This window comes from Thalassospira sp. ABL2_045 (assembly GCF_056161285.1).
Genome location: NZ_JBSWYV010000004.1, coordinates 101,895 through 120,988 on the forward strand (window position 1 = coordinate 101,895; position 19,094 = coordinate 120,988).

The 19,094-nt window shown below is 54.5% G+C and carries 25 protein-coding genes and 1 tRNA gene; 5 read left to right on the forward strand and 21 right to left on the reverse strand.

The window, feature by feature from the left end:
- Positions 1-35 precede the first annotated feature (35 nt).
- Complete coding sequence (locus tag ACXAIA_RS08085) at positions 36-1,235, forward strand: bifunctional 2-C-methyl-D-erythritol 4-phosphate cytidylyltransferase/2-C-methyl-D-erythritol 2,4-cyclodiphosphate synthase (RefSeq protein WP_475348892.1); 1,200 nt, start codon at positions 36-38, stop codon at positions 1,233-1,235.
- Positions 1,236-1,319: 84 nt separating this feature from the next.
- Here the strand turns inward: ACXAIA_RS08085 and ACXAIA_RS08090 are convergent, their stop codons facing one another.
- The gene (locus tag ACXAIA_RS08090; protein ID WP_475348893.1) at positions 1,320-1,883 is read right to left on the reverse strand and encodes a septation protein A; all 564 of its coding nucleotides are present in this window, start codon (positions 1,881-1,883) and stop codon (positions 1,320-1,322) included.
- 63 nt (positions 1,884-1,946) lie between these two features.
- Positions 1,947-2,303, reverse strand: a complete 357-nt coding sequence (gene cutA, locus ACXAIA_RS08095) for a divalent-cation tolerance protein CutA (protein ID WP_475348894.1) — start codon at positions 2,301-2,303, stop codon at positions 1,947-1,949.
- Between the two features lie 90 nt (positions 2,304-2,393).
- Between cutA and ACXAIA_RS08100 the strand changes: the two genes are divergently transcribed.
- Positions 2,394-2,639: a hypothetical protein gene (locus ACXAIA_RS08100; protein ID WP_475348895.1), complete on the forward strand. Its 246-nt coding sequence runs from the start codon at positions 2,394-2,396 to the stop codon at positions 2,637-2,639.
- A 121-nt stretch (positions 2,640-2,760) separates the two neighbouring features.
- Positions 2,761-3,339 (forward strand): histidine phosphatase family protein, encoded by a 579-nt coding sequence (locus ACXAIA_RS08105; RefSeq protein ID WP_475348896.1) that lies wholly within the window; start codon positions 2,761-2,763, stop codon positions 3,337-3,339.
- Between the two features lie 45 nt (positions 3,340-3,384).
- Here ACXAIA_RS08105 and ACXAIA_RS08110 read toward each other — a convergent pair.
- The 7 genes from ACXAIA_RS08110 to ACXAIA_RS08140 form a co-directional block, all read right to left on the reverse strand.
- Positions 3,385-3,461, reverse strand: a tRNA-Pro gene (locus tag ACXAIA_RS08110).
- A 68-nt stretch (positions 3,462-3,529) separates the two neighbouring features.
- A complete protein-coding gene (locus tag ACXAIA_RS08115; protein WP_475348897.1) occupies positions 3,530-4,012 on the reverse strand; it encodes a MerR family transcriptional regulator in 483 nt (160 codons plus the stop codon).
- A 12-nt stretch (positions 4,013-4,024) separates the two neighbouring features.
- On the reverse strand, positions 4,025-4,315 hold the full coding sequence (locus ACXAIA_RS08120; protein WP_008891097.1) for an integration host factor subunit alpha: 291 nt from the start codon (positions 4,313-4,315) through the stop codon (positions 4,025-4,027).
- 156 nt (positions 4,316-4,471) lie between these two features.
- Positions 4,472-5,443 carry a beta-ketoacyl-ACP synthase III gene (locus ACXAIA_RS08125; protein ID WP_475348898.1) on the reverse strand — a complete coding sequence of 324 codons (972 nt, stop codon included), beginning with the start codon at positions 5,441-5,443 and terminating at the stop codon, positions 4,472-4,474.
- Positions 5,444-5,483: 40 nt separating this feature from the next.
- Positions 5,484-6,563 carry a phosphate acyltransferase PlsX gene (plsX, locus tag ACXAIA_RS08130; protein ID WP_475348899.1) on the reverse strand — a complete coding sequence of 360 codons (1,080 nt, stop codon included), beginning with the start codon at positions 6,561-6,563 and terminating at the stop codon, positions 5,484-5,486.
- Between the two features lie 255 nt (positions 6,564-6,818).
- Complete coding sequence (locus tag ACXAIA_RS08135) at positions 6,819-7,397, reverse strand: YceD family protein (RefSeq protein WP_475348900.1); 579 nt, start codon at positions 7,395-7,397, stop codon at positions 6,819-6,821.
- Positions 7,398-7,410: 13 nt separating this feature from the next.
- The gene (locus tag ACXAIA_RS08140; protein ID WP_475348901.1) at positions 7,411-7,971 is read right to left on the reverse strand and encodes a ubiquinol-cytochrome C chaperone family protein; all 561 of its coding nucleotides are present in this window, start codon (positions 7,969-7,971) and stop codon (positions 7,411-7,413) included.
- A 156-nt stretch (positions 7,972-8,127) separates the two neighbouring features.
- Here ACXAIA_RS08140 and ACXAIA_RS08145 point away from each other — a divergent pair, with 156 nt between their 5' ends.
- On the forward strand, positions 8,128-8,577 hold the full coding sequence (locus ACXAIA_RS08145; protein ID WP_167718113.1) for an outer membrane protein assembly factor BamE: 450 nt from the start codon (positions 8,128-8,130) through the stop codon (positions 8,575-8,577).
- Positions 8,578-8,606: 29 nt separating this feature from the next.
- Here ACXAIA_RS08145 and thiL read toward each other — a convergent pair whose 3' ends face one another.
- The 9 genes from thiL to rpiB form a co-directional block, all read right to left on the reverse strand.
- Entirely contained in the window at positions 8,607-9,581 is a 975-nt protein-coding gene (gene thiL / locus ACXAIA_RS08150) for a thiamine-phosphate kinase (RefSeq protein WP_475348902.1), read from the reverse strand.
- Position 9,582: 1 nt separating this feature from the next.
- Entirely contained in the window at positions 9,583-10,080 is a 498-nt protein-coding gene (nusB, locus tag ACXAIA_RS08155) for a transcription antitermination factor NusB (RefSeq protein ID WP_475345931.1), read from the reverse strand.
- Positions 10,080-10,544, reverse strand: coding sequence for a 6,7-dimethyl-8-ribityllumazine synthase (ribH, locus tag ACXAIA_RS08160; RefSeq protein ID WP_475345930.1), 465 nt, complete (start codon positions 10,542-10,544; stop codon positions 10,080-10,082). Before ribH ends, nusB begins: the two co-directional genes overlap by 1 nt.
- Before the next feature lie 4 nt (positions 10,545-10,548).
- Positions 10,549-11,703, reverse strand: coding sequence for a 3,4-dihydroxy-2-butanone-4-phosphate synthase (ribB, locus tag ACXAIA_RS08165; protein WP_475348903.1), 1,155 nt, complete (start codon positions 11,701-11,703; stop codon positions 10,549-10,551).
- 6 nt (positions 11,704-11,709) lie between these two features.
- Positions 11,710-12,297, reverse strand: a complete 588-nt coding sequence (locus ACXAIA_RS08170) for a riboflavin synthase (protein WP_475348904.1) — start codon at positions 12,295-12,297, stop codon at positions 11,710-11,712.
- 4 nt (positions 12,298-12,301) lie between these two features.
- Positions 12,302-13,423, reverse strand: coding sequence for a bifunctional diaminohydroxyphosphoribosylaminopyrimidine deaminase/5-amino-6-(5-phosphoribosylamino)uracil reductase RibD (gene ribD, locus ACXAIA_RS08175; RefSeq protein WP_475348905.1), 1,122 nt, complete (start codon positions 13,421-13,423; stop codon positions 12,302-12,304).
- On the reverse strand, positions 13,423-13,896 hold the full coding sequence (gene nrdR / locus ACXAIA_RS08180) for a transcriptional regulator NrdR (RefSeq protein WP_008891109.1): 474 nt from the start codon (positions 13,894-13,896) through the stop codon (positions 13,423-13,425). The genes ribD and nrdR overlap by 1 nt, the downstream gene beginning before the upstream one ends.
- A gap of 24 nt (positions 13,897-13,920) precedes the next feature.
- Positions 13,921-15,195, reverse strand: coding sequence for a serine hydroxymethyltransferase (gene glyA / locus ACXAIA_RS08185; protein WP_475348906.1), 1,275 nt, complete (start codon positions 15,193-15,195; stop codon positions 13,921-13,923).
- 84 nt (positions 15,196-15,279) lie between these two features.
- On the reverse strand, positions 15,280-15,723 hold the full coding sequence (rpiB, locus tag ACXAIA_RS08190) for a ribose 5-phosphate isomerase B (RefSeq protein ID WP_475348907.1): 444 nt from the start codon (positions 15,721-15,723) through the stop codon (positions 15,280-15,282).
- 464 nt (positions 15,724-16,187) lie between these two features.
- On the opposite strand from rpiB, the gene ACXAIA_RS08195 reads away from it, so the two are divergent.
- A complete protein-coding gene (locus tag ACXAIA_RS08195) occupies positions 16,188-16,607 on the forward strand; it encodes a Ros/MucR family transcriptional regulator (RefSeq protein WP_475348908.1) in 420 nt (139 codons plus the stop codon).
- Between the two features lie 98 nt (positions 16,608-16,705).
- On the opposite strand, the gene ACXAIA_RS08200 is transcribed toward ACXAIA_RS08195, so the two are convergent.
- The 3 genes from ACXAIA_RS08200 to ACXAIA_RS08210 all read right to left on the reverse strand — a co-directional run bounded on the left by ACXAIA_RS08200 (position 16,706) and on the right by ACXAIA_RS08210 (position 19,092).
- Complete coding sequence (locus ACXAIA_RS08200) at positions 16,706-16,900, reverse strand: DUF6898 family protein (RefSeq protein ID WP_475348909.1); 195 nt, start codon at positions 16,898-16,900, stop codon at positions 16,706-16,708.
- A gap of 125 nt (positions 16,901-17,025) precedes the next feature.
- On the reverse strand, positions 17,026-17,916 hold the full coding sequence (mmsB, locus tag ACXAIA_RS08205; protein ID WP_475348910.1) for a 3-hydroxyisobutyrate dehydrogenase: 891 nt from the start codon (positions 17,914-17,916) through the stop codon (positions 17,026-17,028).
- Between the two features lie 84 nt (positions 17,917-18,000).
- Complete coding sequence (locus ACXAIA_RS08210) at positions 18,001-19,092, reverse strand: enoyl-CoA hydratase/isomerase family protein (RefSeq protein WP_475348911.1); 1,092 nt, start codon at positions 19,090-19,092, stop codon at positions 18,001-18,003.
- Positions 19,093-19,094 lie beyond the last annotated feature (2 nt).

The window sequence follows — 19,094 nt, forward strand, 5'->3', positions numbered from 1 at the left end:
GCGGCGCAATTCAGACAAGCCATGGCATTACGTTTATGACCCAAAAAACAGGCGTTGTCATCGTTGCTGCCGGCAGCGGTAGCAGATTTGGCGACCCAATACCAAAACAATATCACATGCTTGGCGGCAAAAGCATTCTGGCGCATTGCATCGAATGTTTTGCACGACATACCGACCCAAACCTTATTCAGGTGGTCTATAACCCTGCCCATCAGGACTGGTATGATAGCGCAACCGCATCCTTGCGCGATACCGTATCGCTCCCGGCACCGGTCGCGGGTGGCGAGACCCGTCAACAATCCGTCCTGAACGGTTTACGGGCCCTGGCAACACGCGCGCCAAACAGCGTCCTGATCCATGACGCCGCGCGCCCGGGCATTTCCGATGATGTGATTGAACGGGTCATGGCAGCCCTTGAAACGCATTCTGGTGCGATCCCCACCCTGCCCGTGGCGGATACCATCAAGCAGACAGATAGCAATGGCGTTATCAACCGAACCATTCCGCGTGAAAGCCTTCAACGGGCGCAAACGCCGCAAGGATTTGATTTCAAGACCATTCTTGATGCGCATCAGAAATTCGAAGGTCAGGAATTCACCGATGATGCCGCCCTGCTTGAAGCCATCGGACTTGATGTAATCTGCGTGGCTGGCACCACCAACAATGACAAGATCACCCATCGTGATGACTTTGGCCGCGCGCAAAGCTGGGCGGATACGAATAACAAGGAAACAGCGCACATGTCGCAAGAAGAATACCGGGCTGGCACCGGATTTGATGTTCACCGCTTTGCCCCAGGCGATCATTGCATCCTGTGCGGGGTCAAAGTACCGCATACCGCACGGCTTGAAGGCCATTCCGATGCCGATGTCGGCCTGCACACGCTGACCGACGCCATACTGGGCGCGATCGGTGCCGGTGACATTGGCCAGCACTTCCCGCCAAGCGACATGCAATGGAAAGGTGCCGCATCCGACATTTTCCTTAAACATGCCGCCGACCTTGTGCACGAGCGCGGCGGACGGATTGTGAATGTCGATGTGACGCTGATCTGTGAACGCCCGAAGATTGGCCCACACACGCCTGCAATGCGTGAAAAGGTCTCTGAAATCCTCGAGATTGATGTTGATCGGGTGAATGTCAAAGCCACCACCACCGAACGGCTTGGCTTTACAGGGCGTGAAGAAGGCATTGCGGCTCAGGCCGCGGTCAGTGTTGCCCTGCCGGTCCGCTGATCATAGCCGAGCATCAACGCACAAAGGGCAGGATTTTGATCCTGCCCTTTTGCATGTTACCGGTACTTACGCGGAGCTGAAGTCCTAAGACGCCGTTTCGCTGCTCTCTTCTTCTGGCAACTGATGTTTCATCAGAACCGGCACCTGTGCCATGCCAAACACCATGGTGATCGGCATGATGCCCCAGACTTTGAAGGCCACCCAGGTATCGGTCGAGAAATTGCGCCAGACAAGTTCATTGACCACAGCCAGAAACACAAAGAAGAAAGCCCAGCGCCAGGTCAGGATCCGCCAGCCCTCATCGGTTGCCTTGAATGCGCTTTCGAGAACAAGCTTCAGAAACAGCTTACCAGCAGCCAAGCCGCCAAACAGGATGCCTGCAAACAGCAGGTTCACAATGGTCGGCTTGATCTTGATGAACAGTTCATCATCAAGATACAGCGTCAAACCACCAAACACGATGACGAAAACCCCGCCAATCAGGGGCATGACCGGAATGGTCCGCGCCAAGGCATAGGACGTGGCAAGGGCGACAACTGTTGCGGCCACAAAAACCGCCGTCGCTGTCATCAGATTGGTCGTGGCGTTGACTGCGAAAAACAGGATCAACGGCCCCATCTCGAGGGCCATTTTGGTAAGCTGATTCATTAACTCGTATCATCCAAGGACTAAAATTTGCGCCATCCTAGGGGCCAAGGCCCACAGATGCAATCACATCAGCCGTGATCTTGATCCCAGCTGGCTTTGAAGCCACGACACATAATCATGATTTCCCCTCCCCAATGGCAGCTCCAGGATGCAGGGAACTTCATAAGGATGGTGATCTTCCACCCATTGCGCCAGCTCGATGGCGGTTGTTTTCGATGTTTTCAGAATAACAACAATCTCGGTTTCTTCTTCGACATCCCCGTCCCACTCATAAATAGCGGTCATTTGGGGCAACACGTTTGCACAGGCTGCGAGTTTCTCGCGGATCGCACCACCAGCAATCACGCGTGCGATTTCCATATCCGGAACCGTCACATACAGAAATGACATCTCGCTTGGCTGAAACTCTTCTGGCGTCATTGCGATTGCTCCTTGGTTGATTATCCGTCACACTGACCAACATCCGATGTTTGTATCACCAATCATATCATAACGGTGCGGGGAGTACCGATGGCGGGGAAAAAACATTCGAAACCCACAGAAGTACAGCTTGAATGGCTACGTCGCGGCCTAAGCCAGCCGGGCGGGAAACTGCCGTTATTTGACGGAAACGGCAAACAGATCAGCGAAAAAACGGTTCGGAGCTGCATTGATCATGGCTGGGCGGCACCATGGTTCGAAAACCCGGTCAAACCGGACTGGTTGATCTGCAAACTGACCGACGAAGGACGCCGCGTCGCAAGTGCCGGCATCTGACGCCGGGTAAGCCTGAGATTCCCCCAACCGATCCCATCAGGTTCACTGACTTTCTGATCCAAAAGCACCATTCAACGGTATCAGACTTAATCTTCCTGTGCATGAAAGATGGGTAAGGCTGATGTCGATATCGCTCAGAAATATGTTCCGTGCCCTGTGTGTTTTGGGCGTGCTGGCCCTTTCCTCGCACCCCGCGAACGCCAGTGAAGACGCATGGCCGATTTGGAAGCAAGATGGCGTTCACGCCTTGATGCGGCATGCCATTGCACCGGGCACGGGCGACCCCGCAAGATTCACGCTTGGTGACTGCACAACCCAACGCAATCTAGATGAAACTGGCCGTGAACAGGCGCGCGATACCGGAAATGCCATTCGCGCCAAAGGCATAAAACTCACCGCTGTACTGACAAGCCAGTGGTGTCGATGCGTTGATACGGCAGATCTGCTTGAGGTCGGCCCGGTTTACGAAGAACCCACGCTGAATTCGTTTTTCCGGGACCGCTCGACGGAAGGCGCCCAAACGCGCCAGATCAAACAGAAAATGGCAGGCCTGTCGGACACGGAAAAAGTATTACTGGTGACCCATCAGGTAAACATCACCGCCCTGACGGGGATTTTCCCGCGATCTGGTGAAATCATTCTGTTCCGACTGTCGGAAAACAGTGATGACATAGACGTACTGGCCCGCTTGATGCCCTAGCATCCCGGGACGCGAACGAAGAAATGTGATCAAGGGAGAGATAATTGGTCGGAGCGAGAGGATTCGAACCTCCGACCCCCTGCACCCCATGCAGGTGCGCTACCAGGCTGCGCCACGCTCCGACCGTAGAGATGCGCCGTTTGGCGCGGCTCGATAAATAGCGGCGCCACGCCAAAGACGCAAATGGTTTTTACGGATTTTTTTTGGCGTCCTGCAGGCCTGTGCGCAGGATCGCCTGAAGTTCTTCAAGTTCGCCCAAAACAGCTTTTAACGCCGCCTTGTCCGGACCAGAACCACCGGCCTCAACCGGTGCAGCAGTACTTGGCGCCACATCGGAAGCAGCCAAGTCTGTGTCTTGTCCGACAACCGCGATTTCAGAGGGCAGCTTGCCCTTATTCTGATCAAGAAGCTTTTGAACTCCTTTGATCGTGAACCCCTGATCGTGCAGAAGGGTTCGAATATGGGCAAGGAAATCAATATCTTCGGGACGGTAGTAGCGCCGTCCCCCTGCCCGTTTCATCGGCTGGATCTGGGGAAATTTGGATTCCCAGAACCGCAAAACATGCTGCTGGAGACCAAGCTCCTTTGCAGCTTCACTAATTGTGCGAAAAGCAGAGTCAGACTTTGCTGTCCGGCGGGAATTCCCCGCCGCAGCCCCCAAATTCGTTTTCATGAGTTCTTTTTCTTAAGCGTTAATGCGGGCTTTCAGGACCTGTGACGGCCGGAAGACAAGCACTTTGCGCGGAAGGATCGGCACTTCCTCACCCGTTTTCGGGTTTCGGCCGATGCGCTGTCCTTTCTGACGAACCGAGAAACTTCCGAACGAGGAAATTTTCACGACTTCGTCCTTGATCAAGGCAGACGAAATTTCATCAAGAACAGTTTCCAGCAGCTGGGCGGACTCGTTCCGCGACAGACCTACCTCCTGGTAAACGGCTTCAGCGAGATCCGCACGGGTAATCGTTGTTTCCGACATGACAGGCCGCCTCCTAATTACGGGACTTAATTTACAAGGCTATATCTGGTAGCGAAATCAGTCAATATCAACAGGATACACTGCTTTTTGACAGAATGTTGTGAAAATTAAGAATTTCACGTGTTTTTCGGCCGTTCGACGCAACTGCCAACCTGATTACCAGCGCACCAGCGACGCACCCCATGTGAAACCGCCGCCCATGGCTTCAAGCACGACGATATCACCACGCTGGACACGTCCGTCATGAACGGCCTCGGCCAGGGCCAGCGGGATCGATGCAGCAGAAGTATTGGCATGCCGATCAACCGTCACAACGACTTTGTCTTTGGAGATACCAAATTTGCGTGCGGTACTATCAAGAATGCGCTGGTTGGCCTGATGCGGAACAAGCCAATCGATATCCGTCGGCTCAAGGCCCGTATCGGCCAGAACTTCGCGGATCACGCTGGCAAGGTTGGTTACAGCATGGCGGAAGACTTCCTGACCTTCCATGCGCAGATGTCCAACGGTTTGGGTCGCGGACGGCCCGCCATCAACATAAAGAAGTTCGTATTTGCTGCCATCGGAATGCAAACGGTTGGCGAGAATGCCAACGTCATCCATGGTGCCATTGCCTTCGACACCCTGAACCACAACCGCGCCCGCACCGTCACCAAACAGCACGCAGGTCCGGCGATCTTCCCAATCAAGAATGCGCGAAAATGTCTCGGCCCCGATGACAAGGGCCGTTTTGGCCTGACCATTGCGGATATACATATCGGCAGTCGTCAGGGCATAGATAAAGCCGGAGCAAACAGCCTGCACGTCAAAGGCAAACCCTTTGACCCCAAGACGGTTTTGCACCTTGGTTGCGGTTGCCGGGAAGGTATTGTCCGGTGTCGCCGTCGCGACAATGATCAGGTCGATGTCTTCTGCGGTGACACCGGCATGTTCCATTGCGCCTTTGGCTGCGGCGAACGCCAGATCACTGGTGGTTTCCCCCTCGGCAGCGATGTGGCGCTGACGGATACCGGTCCGCGCGACGATCCAGTCATCTGACGTATCGACGCGCTTGGCCAGATCATCATTGGTTACAACGTTTGCAGGTAGATATGAACCGCAACCAATAATGCGAGAACGAATTGTCATGATTTGGGAACCGCCGGCTTTCTGTTTTCTGGTGGGTTAATCAGTTGGCTTGACCAACAGGAACGGCAACGTCTTCTTGTTCAGCATTTTCAAGGCCGCTCATGGCCTGTTCAAACACTTCAAGTTCATGCTTGATGCTGTCATTGAGGTTATTGACGATCAAGTCATGGCACACGCCGATGGCATTGGAAAAACCAAGCGCATCCGTGCCGCCATGGCTTTTGACCGCAATACCGTTCAAGCCTAGCAGCATCGCACCATTGTAACGGCGCGGGTCCATGCGGTCGCGGAAACGCTGAAGCGAACGACGGGCAAGCAGATAGCCGATCTTGGCAAAGAACGAACTTTTGAAGGTTTCACGCAGGAAATGCACCAACAGGCGTGCTGTGCCTTCTGCGGTTTTCAGCGCGACGTTGCCGGTAAAGCCATCGGTCACGATGACATCAACGGTCCCCTTGGCAAGGTCATCGCCCTCGACAAAGCCCTCAAAACGGATCGGCAGATCAATCTCGCGCAGGATTGCAGCGGCTTTCTTGACCGATTCATTACCCTTGAGTTCTTCGATACCGACATTGAGAAGACCGACAGACGGCTTTTCAAGGCCAAACAGAATGCGGGTAAACACCTCACCCATCAGGGCGAACTGAACAAGGTTGTGTTCGTCGCATTCGATATTTGCACCAAGATCAAGCATGACCGTTTCGCCGCGCTGCGTCGGCATATAGGTCGCGATCGCCGGACGATCGATGCCGCGCACGGTTTTAAGGACAAACTTGGCCATGGCCATCAGCGCGCCGGTATTCCCGGCAGAGACAACCCCCTGCGCATCGCCCTCTTTGACGGCATTGATGGCAAGACGCATGCTGGAATCACGGCGCTGGCGCAGTGCGACGGAAGGCTTATCCTCCATCGAGACTTCCTGGGACGCATGGCGGATGTCGCTCACGGCTTCTAGGGATGGATACTTGGCCAGCAGCGGTTTGAGCTGCGCTTCATCACCAAACATCATGAACTTGAGATGGGGCAACCGCTTGAGAGCAATTTCGGCACCTGCCAAAACCATCTCAGGCGCGTGGTCTCCTCCCATCGCGTCAAGTGATATGCAAACCTGTTCAGGCAACGTATTCTCTTATGGTTGTTCTAAAATCTCTGAACCGGATACCCGGCAGACAAGCCAATAGGCAATAGCCGTCATTCATAGGCCGGAAGGCCCGTAATTACCGGAAATCTCGACCAGATACAAGGTAAAGCCTATTCCGGTGACCCGCAGCATGACAGCTTAAACCCAGCCATCGTGCCGTACAAAAGTGAAATGCCGGTAAATACCGGCATATTCATCAGGTCTAATCATCAGACGTTCCCGCCCGAATGACCACTATTTTTTCTTTTCAAGCTGTTCTTTAAGGCCAGCAAGCTGCGCAAACGGATTGGGTTTGTCAGCTTCGGCCTCTTCTTCAGACTGGATCGATTCCGGCATTTCCGCATCGTCCTTGCGCGGGTACGGGTCCATCGCAACAGCCAGGAACTGGGCGACAACTTCACCGAGATCAATCATGCCATCAACCAGCGGCTCTGGCTGTTCAAGCAACGCCATCAGTTCTTCTTCCGACAGATCGTCAAGGTCATCGGGGTTTGACGGCATGTCTTCCTCGGACACATGCGGGGAGAACAGAACTTCGACGGTATCCTCGACGGTTTCGGGCACAGGCTCGAGCGTCGCGACACAGCGCTGAACAATATCAGCACTCATCGGACCAAGAACCGTCACCTCGCCGTTCGATGCGGTTCTGATTTCAAGCTCCGCGCGCAGGCTGTTGATGGCAACCAGCTCGAACCGTTCAGCAAGGGCTGCGCGTTCTTTTTCATTGGCTTCGACGACAAGTTTCTCTTTGCCACTGACCATTTCGTCGGTTTTGACAATTCGGGAAAACTCGGGGGTAAATTTATCAGACATCAGGTCTTTCTTTCTATTGCGGGTCAGTCACGGCGACGTCGGGCACTTCGGGGAAATGCACGGCACCGTTCTGCATTTGCAAAATGGTTTGATTTTCAAGTTTGGCCAGTGCGTCATGCACATAGCCAACCATCGCCATCAATTGTGCGTCGCTGACGTCACAATCAGCAAAAAGGTTGCGGTCCAGTGCGGCGGCAAGCTCGGCTGCGCCCGACTGAACACCTTCTTCATAGGCAACAATGCGTCCGTGATAGGATTCAGACATTTTCCGGATCCTTTTGAGGATACCGACATCGCCAACCCCCATTTCACGCATGTTCTGATCAAGGTCGGCAAACATCACATCAAAGATGTGCTGGGCAAGATCACGGTCCCCGTCATCCGCCTTGAGACGCCGGAACAGGATGAAGGCATGCACGAGGATAAGGTCAAAACGCGCTTCCATCGTGTCGGGTACACCGAGCTTTGTATAAAAGCCGGGTTGGCGCGCCTGGGTTACCATTGCCGTGTAAAGTTCGAACGCAGCAGTTTGCTTGCGGTCCTTTTTCTTTAGCCATCCAAACAACAGTAACACTCCTTCGTTGACATTCCTGTCATGGCACGCAGAATGCCGTAAATCTCATTGGGGCATGTCTGCCCCAGTCATTGCCCGGCAATATCATGCGCCTCGCGCAGAAACTCAAGGCAATTCCGGTTTGGCTTCAACAAGAGGGTCGCTCAGGTGAGCTTCATGCATAATAAAACTACCCGCATTCCCCTGATCATGCTGGCAGGGCTGGCTGTTGCCTTTGTCACAGCCTGCAGCCCCAGAATTGCGACCCGCGGCAACGCGCCGGAACCAGAACAGCTTGAACAGATCTCTGTCGGAGAATCGACCAAGGGTGATGTCACCAACATTCTGGGCTCCCCGTCCTCGGTTGCTGCCTTTGACGAAAATGTCTGGCTTTACATTTCCAGCGTCACCGAAACCGTTGCTTTCTTTGAACCGGAAACGGTCGAACAAAAGGTCGTCCTGATCAGCTTCGATGCCGCCAACCGCGTTGAAATCCTCAGCGAATATGATCTTGAGGACGGCAAACCGGTGATCCCGACGGACCGTGTTACTCCGACGGCGGGTCGTGAAATCACGATCCTACAGCAGCTCTTTGGCAACCTTGGCCGGTTCAGCGAAGGCCAATAAGCCCGCCGCACCGATCAAACTCCTTGCCGTTATTTGAAATGGTCGAACCCGCCTTCTGCGAGTTCGGCCATTTTTCCATCCGCCCCGACCAGCGACACAATGCCGGCTTCATCGGTCACAGCGCCGATCACCGTCACCATATCGCCAAGCGATGCAATATCGTCTGGTGATCCGGTAATCAGAAGTTCGTAATCATCGCCCCCGGCAAGAACGCGTTCCCACTGGGGCTCGTCGCCATCTACAACGGCCTTTGCCGCCGCGGATAGCGGGATCGCATCGCGGTTGATCACAAGCCCGACATTCGATGCCGTGCAAATCTTGCGACAATCCCCGGAAAGCCCGTCAGAGACATCCATGGCAGCCAGTCTCATTCCTGTGCCAACAAAGCGTTCAGCTTCCGGCATGCGCGGCTGTGGCAGCCAATAGCGGTCTTTCAAGAAATCAGCCAAATCCGATGAAAGATCGGGAAATTCCCCGTTCAACACAGCAAGCCCCAAGGCCGCGTCGCCAAGCGTCCCGGTCACTGCCAGAACATCGCCGGGCTTTGCCTGATCACGTTTAAGGGCACGCCCGGTTGGCACATAGCCAAAGGCCGTCAGGCTGAAAAATGTCGGGCCCGGGGTCGCAACAGTGTCACCGCCCCAAAGCGAGACACCAAAGGATTTGCAATCCTGAGCAAACCCCTTGGCAAATTGCGCAACCCACTCATCGGAAAGATCGCGGTTATAGCCGGCACTGAGCACCACCCCACCCGGCTTGGCCCCCATGGCAGCCAAATCAGACAGGTTCACACGCAGAACCTTCTTTGCAATCAGGTCGGGTTCATCGATGCTTCGGAAATGGACATCGGCCACCAGCGCATCGGTTGTGACAACAACTTCATGCCCGGCAGGTGGTGAAAATACAGCCGCATCATCCTTAAGGGACAATGCGGCCGGATCACTTTGCGCGATGGGCGCAAAATGGCGCGCGATCAGTTCAAATTCGCCGGATCGCGCTGCCATATCAATTCTGTCCGGTTTCACCGGGACGCAGGGTTTTCCCGATACGATCCAGCACCGCGTTGACGAGCTTCGGTTCGTTCTCATCAAAGAACGAATGCGCGGCATCAACATATTCGGTGATGACAACGCGCATCGGCACGTCTTCCCGCGCAATCAGCTCATAGGTGCCTGCACGCAGGATGCTGCGCAGAACCGTCTCAAGACGCTGCGTGGTCCAGCCCTTTTCAAGTGCACCATCAATCAACGCATCGATATCGACCATCCGTGCCGCGACACCTTGCACCAGATCGGCGAAAAAGCCGCGATCCGGATCAATCAGGTCTTCGTTCGGCACATCAAGATCACGACCACCCGTGCCATCAAGGCGGAAGTCGGAATATTCGCGCACGATATCGGCAGCTGACAGTTGCGACAGCTCTGCCTGATAAAGTGCCTGAATGGCGGCAAAGCGCGCTGCGCTACGCCGCTGTGCGGCTGATGCCTTTGTTTTATCGGTCATTACTTGTGATGTATTCCAAAATGGTTTTGAACTTCGATCTGACGCAGAACAGCCTTGGCAGCCTCGCCGCCCTTGTTCTTTTCGTCAGCTTTGGCCCGTGCAAGTGCCTGCGCCTCGTTCTCGACAGTCAGAATGCCATTGCCGATTGCGAGCTTGTATTCAAGGCAAAGCTGCATCAGCGCCCGGTTGGCTTCTTCGCAGATGTGATCATAGTGCGAGGTTTCGCCGCGAATCACACAGCCCAGCGCAAGATAGCCATCATAACGCGGACCGGTTGCCAGCTCTTCCATCGACTGCACAGCATATCGGATGGTGATCGGCACCTCAAACGCACCCGAAACCGAAATCCGGTCCCATGTTGCGCCACCAGCTTCCAGCGTCGATGCAGCCCCTTTCACAAGGTCCTCGACGATATGCGTGTAATAGGGCGCATCCACAATCAGAATGTGGGGGGCGTTGCTCATGATTTTATTCCTCCGAGACGACAAGCGGACGCTGATCAACCAGATTTAGGCCGAAGCCGTCAAGTCCTACAATGTGGCGTTTGGTATTTGAAAGCAGAATCATGTCGCGAATGCCAAGATCATGCAAGATTTGCGCGCCAACACCGTAATCACGCAAATCACCATCGCCATTTTCATCAGCCAGTTCCTGACGGAGGGCTGAACCATCACCACCATTTAGCTCAATCAGCTTGGCAATCGATGATGAAAGCGTATTGGGGCGCGGTTCACGGATCAGAACGACGACGCCACGGCCCTCCTCGCCAATCTGGCGCATGGCCGCGGCAAGCTGGCCTTGATGACCGTCCTGGGTGTCACCCAGAACATCTTCAATCACGTTAAGCGCATGCACACGGGTCAATACGGGTGCGTCGTCGGAAATATCACCTTTGACCAGTGCGATATGTTCGGCATAGGTGACGTTATTGACATAAAGATGCATGTCAAATTCGCCGCCATTGATACTTTTGATCTTGGTCGTCGCCTTGCGCTGAACGACCTTTTCATGCTTGCGGCGATAGCGGATCAAATCAGCAATCTGTGCGATTTTCAGATCATGCTTCTTGGCAAACTCGACCAGTTCCGGCAGGCGTGCCATTTCACCCGAATCACTCATGATCTCGCAAATCACACCCGACGGGTTCAAACCCGCCAAGCGTGCGATATCCACCGATGCCTCAGTATGACCAGCACGCACCAAAACCCCGCCCGGACGGGCGCGCAGCGGGAAAACATGCCCCGGTGTCACGATGTCGTGGCGTCCGGCATTGGGATCGATCGCGACCGCGACGGTACGCGCGCGATCCGGCGCCGAAATACCGGTGGTAACGCCGGTCTTGGCTTCGATTGAAACAGTAAAGGCGGTTTCGTGGCGGGTGCCGTTATGGGCACTCATCATCGTCAGGCCGAGTTCATCGCACCGCTCGGACTCAAGCGTCAGACAAATCAGGCCGCGGCCATGGGTCGCCATGAAATTGATCGCATCCGGGGTCGCCATCCGGGCCGGAATAACAAGATCGCCTTCGTTTTCGCGGTCCTCGTCATCGACAAGGATAAACATCCGGCCGTTACGGGCCTCTTCAATGACGTCTTCAATCGGCGAAAGGTAATTGTGCGGCATTGTTGATCAATCCTTGCCCAGCATACGCGCGACATAGCGTGCCAGCATGTCGATTTCAAAATTGATCCGGTCACCCGGATGCTTTGAACCCAAGGTGGTTTCGGTTTGGGTATGAGGTATCAGATTGATACCGAATGTGTTGCCGTCAACCTCATTGACGGTCAATGACACGCCTTCAAGCGTCACAGACCCTTTGGATGCGATATATTTTGCGAATTCTTCCGGGACTTCAAAGGTCAGACGCAAAGAGTCGCCTTCCGGTACCCGTTTGATCAGGATTGCGACCCCGTCGACATGGCCCGATACGATATGACCGCCAAGCTCATCGCCAACGCGGGTGGCCTGCTCAAGGTTGACCTTCGATCCGACGGCAAGGTCACCCAGCGTCGTGCGCGACAGGCTTTCTGCCGAAGCTTCGATGGCAAACCAGTCATCACCGGTTTCAATCACGGTCATGCAGGCACCATTACAGGCGATGGAGGCGCCCAGAACGATCTTTGAGGTATCAAAAGATGTGGTGAACTCAAACCGAGTGTCGCCGGTTTTTTCGATTGCACGAACGGTTGCGATATCGGTGATGATGCCAGTAAACATTCACTTATTCCGTTATTTTATCGTAGGTTACCGCAATATCCTGACCCATTTGTTGAGTCGACATGCGTTTGAAGCGCGGTGCGTTCTCAAGCTTCGTCAAACCAAGGTCCGCAATCATTGCCTTGCCGTCGCCACCAATCACGGATGGCGCAACGAATTGAATGATGCGGTCCACAAGGCCCGCTTTGATCAGGCCTGCGGCAAGATTGCCACCCGTTTCAACAAGAACACGGGTCAGACCTTCATCTGCAAGCTTGTGCATGACGTCATGTAGGTCCAGATGATCTTCCGCGCATCCCGCAGCGATCACTTTTATCGCCGTTTTTTCAAATTTTTCCGATAGTTCGGTGAAATTCTGCTCTGCCGTCACCAGCCATGTCGGCACGGCATCTGCTGTCTTGACCAACTTTACGGTCACAGGAACATCACCTGCTCGATCCAGAACAACCCTCACCGGGGACTGATGACTTCGCCCGGCCAAACGGCACGTCAAGCTGGGATCATCGGCGATCACCGTATTGGCGCCGACCAGAATGGCATCGTGATTGGCGCGCAACAGATGTCCGGCTTCGCGCGCCGCAGGACCGGTAATCCACTGGCTTTCGCCAGCTTTCGTGGCGGAGCGCGCATCAAGGGTGGATGCCAGCTTTAGCGTCACAAACGGCCGCCCACGTTCGGCTTTGGACAGGAACCCTTCATTCACCCGGCGGGCTTTATCGGCATAAAGCCCGACATCGACCTGAATGCCCGCCGCACGCAGCATGTCATGCCCCCTGCCCGATACGCGCGGATCCGGATCGGTCAGTGCGCTGACAACACGTGATACACCAGCCTCGATCAGGCCGGTCGCACACGGCGGCGTTTTGCCAACATGGCTGCAAGGTTCAAGGGTGACATAGGCAGTTGCGCCACGGGCCAGATCGCCGGCCATATCAAGCGCAACACGTTCGGCATGAGGGCGACCACCGGGCTGTGTATGACCACGGCCAACAATGGTGCCATCAGAAGAAACAAGGACACAGCCAACGGCCGGGTTCGGCCAGACATTTCCCAAACCGCGTTTTGACAGGCTCAATGCGACCCGCATGAAATGCCGGTCGTCTTCGCTAAACGCGGGGGCTGTCATTACTCTGCGTCCGCCTCTTCTTCCCCATCATGCATTTTTTCGACGAATTGTTCGAAATCACGCGCTTCACGGAAATTCTTGTACACCGAAGCGTAGCGTACATAGGCCACCTGATCGAGGGCATTGAGCGCCTCCATCACCATTTCGCCAATGGTATCGGTGGAAATATCGCTTTCGCCACTGCTTTCAAGACGGCGTTGAATGCCATTAAGGGCCTTTTCAACACGTTCGTCTTCGATCGGGCGTTTGCGGCAGGCAAGAAAGATCGACCGCGCCAGCTTGTCGCGGTCGAACAATTCGCGTTGCCCGTCTGTTTTCACAACCATCAACTCGCGCAGCTGGACACGTTCGAATGTCGTGAAGCGCGAACCACAGGCAGGACAGAACCGGCGACGGCGAATGGCATGATGCTCTTCGGTCGGACGGGAGTCCTTAACCTGGGTATCGGTATGTCCGCAAAACGGGCAACGCATATGTTTATCTAAGCCTCAAATCGATCAGGAATAGATCGGGAAACGCTTGCAGAGGTCTTCAACCCTCGCACGGACGGTTGCCTCAACTTCGGCATTGCCTTCCGGGCTGTCGACCATGGCGTCAAGAACGTCACCAATCAGTTCACCGACCTGCTGGAATTCAGCAACACCAAAACCACGCGTGGTACCAGCCGGCGTACCAAGACGCACACCAGAGGTAATGGTCGGCTTTTCGGTGTCGAACGGAATACCGTTTTTGTTGCAGGTAATACCGGCACGCTCAAGTGCTACTTCTGCGGCGTTGCCTTTAAGGCCTTTTGGCCGCAGGTCAACCAGCATCAGGTGGGTGTCGGTACCGCCGGTCACGATGTCAAAACCACGTTTCACGAGGACTTCGGCAAGTGCCTTGGCGTTATCAACGACCTGCTGGGCGTATTCCTTGAATTCCGGACGCAGTGCTTCGCCAAAGGCAACCGCCTTGGCCGCAATCACATGCATCAGCGGACCACCCTGCAGGCCCGGGAAGACAGCCGAGTTGATCTTTTTGCCGATATCAAGGTTGTTCGACAGGATCATGCCGCCACGCGGACCACGAAGGGTTTTATGCGTGGTGGTGGTAACAACGTCAGCATACGGCAGCGGGCTCGGATGAACGCCACCGGCAACGAGGCCAGCAAAGTGCGCCATATCAACCATCAGAAGCGCGCCAACCTTGTCAGCAATCTCGCGGAAACGCTTGAAATCAATCTGACGCGGAATGGCCGAACCACCGGCAATGATCAGGGCCGGCTTGTGCTCAACCGCAAGCGCTTCGACCTGATCGTAATCCAGGGTCAGGTCGTCTTCACGAACACCGTACTGAACTGCATTGAACCACTTGCCCGACAGGGCCGGACGTGCGCCATGGGTCAGGTGACCACCAGCATCGAGCGACATGCCCAGAATGGTATCGCCCGGCTTGCAAAGTGCGAGCATCACCGCACCGTTTGCCTGTGCGCCGGAATGCGGCTGAACGTTAACAAACTCGCAGCCGAAGATTTCCTTGGCGCGGTCGATTGCCAACTGTTCGGCAACGTCAACATACTCGCAACCACCGTAGTAACGGCGCGAAGGATACCCTTCGGCATATTTGTTGGTCAGGACGGTGCCCTGTGCGTCGATAACTGCTTTGGAAACGATGTTTTCCGAAGCAATCATTTCGATCTGGTTCTGCTGACGATCAAGCTCGTCGGTGACAGATTTGAACAGTGCCGGATCAGCTTCGGACAAGCTGGTGGTAAAAAAGCCTTTGAACGACATGCGGGAGCCTCTTTCGATGCGATGTGACGGGGAGCGACCCTTGGGCCGCCTGCCCGTTCCGGTTGATGCCAGATGGCGATAAAATCAGACGGAGCAGGACATTTTTGCGACGCGACCTTCGTGACGACCACCTTCAAATTCGGTCGACATGAACGCATCCACGCAATCCAGTGCCGTGGCTTCACCAATAAGGCGCGCACCAAGGCAAAGAACATTTGCGTTGTTATGTTGACGGCAAAGTTCGGTCGAAAGACGGTCATGAACCAGTGCGGCCCGAATTTGCGGATAGCGGTTGGCTGCCATGCTCATACCGATGCCCGAACCACAGACAAGAATGCCTGCCTCGGCTTTGCCATCGATAATCGCCTTGGCGACCGCCTGTGCATAGTCCGGATAGTCGACAGAAGACGAACCATCCGTGCCCAGATCAAGCACTTCAATTCCGCGCTTTTTCAGGGTCTCGGCAATGGTTGATTTCAGGTCCACACCACCGTGATCGGAAGCAATGGCAAGGGTCTTGACGGTCATAGGCGTGCCTTCATCCAAAAGCAGAAGATAAAATTTGAGCGCCTTGTAGCATATAGCGTCGGACCTGCCAACGCGCAGCTCACCCAAAACGGCAAGTTTTCCAAACAGAACGGACGCAGCAAAACCGGCATGGTTCAGACGCTCCACATACTGAACACATATGTCGGTTTTTACGCCGTCGACAAGGCCAAACGAGGTATCAGAATGCCGATATCGCCGTACAGGATGATCCTGCCATTTAAACAGTAGTATTGCGCAATCGGTGCGGTTGTATTTCTTACGCCATCTGAAAGCGCATGGATTTAAATGAATGTCGACAGAACATAAACTTTAATATAGCCCCAATATAACCTAATACAGGGCGGATTTAATAATTTACCTTGTGTTTTTCTGTGGTTTGATTATATCGGGAGAATAGTGCACTAAGTTTAATCTGAATTATCACATGAAGGATTACTTCAATTATGGCTGAAACCGAGAACAACGTGCTTGACCGCGACGAACTTTTACAGATGACCGTCGACATTGTATCTGCCTATGTCAGCAACAATGCCCTTGCGGCGGCACAGATTCCGGAACTGATTTCGACCGTCTTTGCTTCTCTTGATGAAATACACGAAGTTGAAAAAGAACCTGAAGCCGAACCGTTGAAACCGGCTGTTCCGATCAAGAAATCCATTGGTGATGATTATATTGTCTGCCTTGAAGACGGCAAAAAGCTGAAAATGCTCAAACGCCACCTGCGCACGACCTATAACCTCACCCCGGAAGAATACCGTGCGAAATGGGGTCTGCCGGCAGATTACCCGATGGTTGCCCCGAACTACGCCAAGCAGCGTTCGCAGTTCGCCAAGAAAATCGGTCTAGGTCGCAAGGCGAAATAACGCCCTTCCCTTAAATCGCCGAAACAAGAAACGCCGCCCAATTTCCGGGCGGCGTTTTCTTTTTTGGTCCAGCGGCAAACAATAGTGCCAAACTGGACTCAGGATTTCTTGTTCAGAACGTATTGAAGTTTTTGGGCCGCGACACGCTTTAACTGTTCCGGGTTACGGCTAATCGGGCCGGCCACTGTGACTTCCACCCCGGTCTTTCCGTCAATGGCTGTGCAGCGCAAGTACGTGCCCACTTTGCGCAGTTCAAAATAGATCTCGTTTGAGGTGTTATAGCGTGTGGCCATTGCTGTACTGATATTGTCAAAAAACGAATATGGCTATTCTGCCGCCATTTTCGAACAACGCAACAGATAACAAAACGGGCCCGGCAAACCGGACCCGCTTCCTCACACGACTGCTTGCGTTATGATTACTTTTCACCATCCAGCATTTTGACAATGGCTGAGAAATCCATGCCCCCATTCCCGCCGTTGGAATAAAGCGCATAAAGGCTTTCGGCCAAGGCCCCCATCGGGGTTGTCGCCCCGGATGATGCCGATGCCTGCTGGGCAAGTTTCAAGTCCTTGAGCATCATGTCAACGGCAAAGCCCGGCTGATAATCACGGTTTGCCGGCGATGCGGGCACTGGTCCCGGTACCGGGCAATAACTGGTCAGCGCCCAGCACTGGCCGGATGCCTTGGACGAGACCTCAAACAGTTTCTGCGCATCCAGACCAAGGCGTTTGGCCAGCATGAAGGCCTCGGACACCGCGATCATGCTCACACCCAGCACCATGTTATTACAAATCTTGGCCGCCTGCCCGGCCCCGCTGCCCCCGGCATGAATGATGTTACTGCCCATGCCTGCAAGGATCGGCTCTGCACTGGCGAAGTCGGCCTCAGATCCACCCACCATGAAAGTCAGGGTACCGGCAGCCGCACCGGCCGTTCCGCCCGAAATCGGCGCATCAACAACACCAAGTCCGGCAGCCTTGGCCAGCTCGGATGCCTTGCGGGCCGAGTCCACATCAATGGTCGAACTATCAATCAGAACCGTGCCCGGCTTGGCATGCGCAATCACCCCTTCCGGTCCATCATAAACGGCCAGAACATGTTTGCCTGCGGGTAGAACGGTCACGACAAATGCCACATCACTTGCCGCTTCACCGACTGATGCGGCCTTCGTCGCACCGGCATCAACCGCCTTTGCCACCGCATCTGCAGACAGGTCAAATACCTTGACCGCGTGACCTGCCTTTACAAGGTTGGCCGCCATCGGCCCGCCCATATTGCCCAGACCGATAAAACCGATATTCGCCATTTGAAGTCTCCTCTGTCACCCGAAACGGGTGTTTTGTTCTGATTTATGGTGATCTGGCAGATTTGGTTTCCTGCCCAATGCGTTCTAAAGATTAAGTTCTTTGTCTTCTGGCAGCATTTCGAAATATTCCGCCACTTCGCGCGGGTCGACCTGCCCGATATCGCCATGCTGCCATTTCGGCGCATGATCCTTATCGACAATCACTGCCCGGACACCTTCAAACAGGTCCGGCTTGCAAACCATGCGCTGCGACAGGCGGTATTCCATATTCAGAACCTCAGCCAGCGACATGTCGCCACCCTGACGTATCTGCTCGAAACTGACGCAAAGCGCCGTTGGTGATTTGCCACGCAATACCTCAAGGGTTTCTGTGCCAAACGCACTATTCGCGTTTTGCAGGGCCTCAAAGATCGCCACGACACTATCACCTGCAAAGCAGTGATTGATCTCGTCGCGGATTTCCGAAAGCGGCGCCACACCGAACGGTGTTTCATGCTTGCTAAGGATCTCCTCGGCAATGGCAAAGCCATCCCCATCCCACGCCGCACTGGCAAGTGCCGCCTTGATCGCATCAAGCTCCGCACTTTCTGCCCCGTGAGTGGCAAGTCCGGCATAAAGACAATCAGCCGCCTTGATCCGCGCCCCGGTCAGACCAAGATACATTCCGATCTTGCCCGGGCACCGCGGCAGGAAATATCCCCCACCGACATCCGGGAAGAAACCGATCCCGGTTTCGGGCATGGCAAAAAGCGTGCGCTCGGTCACGACCCTAAACCGGCCATGGATCGAAACGCCAACGCCACCGCCCATCGTGATCCCGTCCATCAGCGCGATATAGGGCTTCGGATAGGTCGCGATATAATGGTTCAGGTGATATTCCCGACGATAGAACGCATCGAGCATCTCTTCGTCATCGACCTGGCGGGCATCATAAAGACCACGGATATCACCCCCGGCACAAAACGCCTTTTCACCAGCACCCTCGACGATGACGACCTTTACCGATGCATCCTGTTCCCAGGATTTCAGTTGCGCCATCATCATATCGACCATCGCAAGATCAAGCGCATTCAGCGCCTTGGGACGGTTCAACAGGATACGACCAACCGGCCCGTCCTGTGAAAACAGAACCGGTGCTTCGGCGGTATTTTCCGATGAATTTGAAACTGTGCTCATAA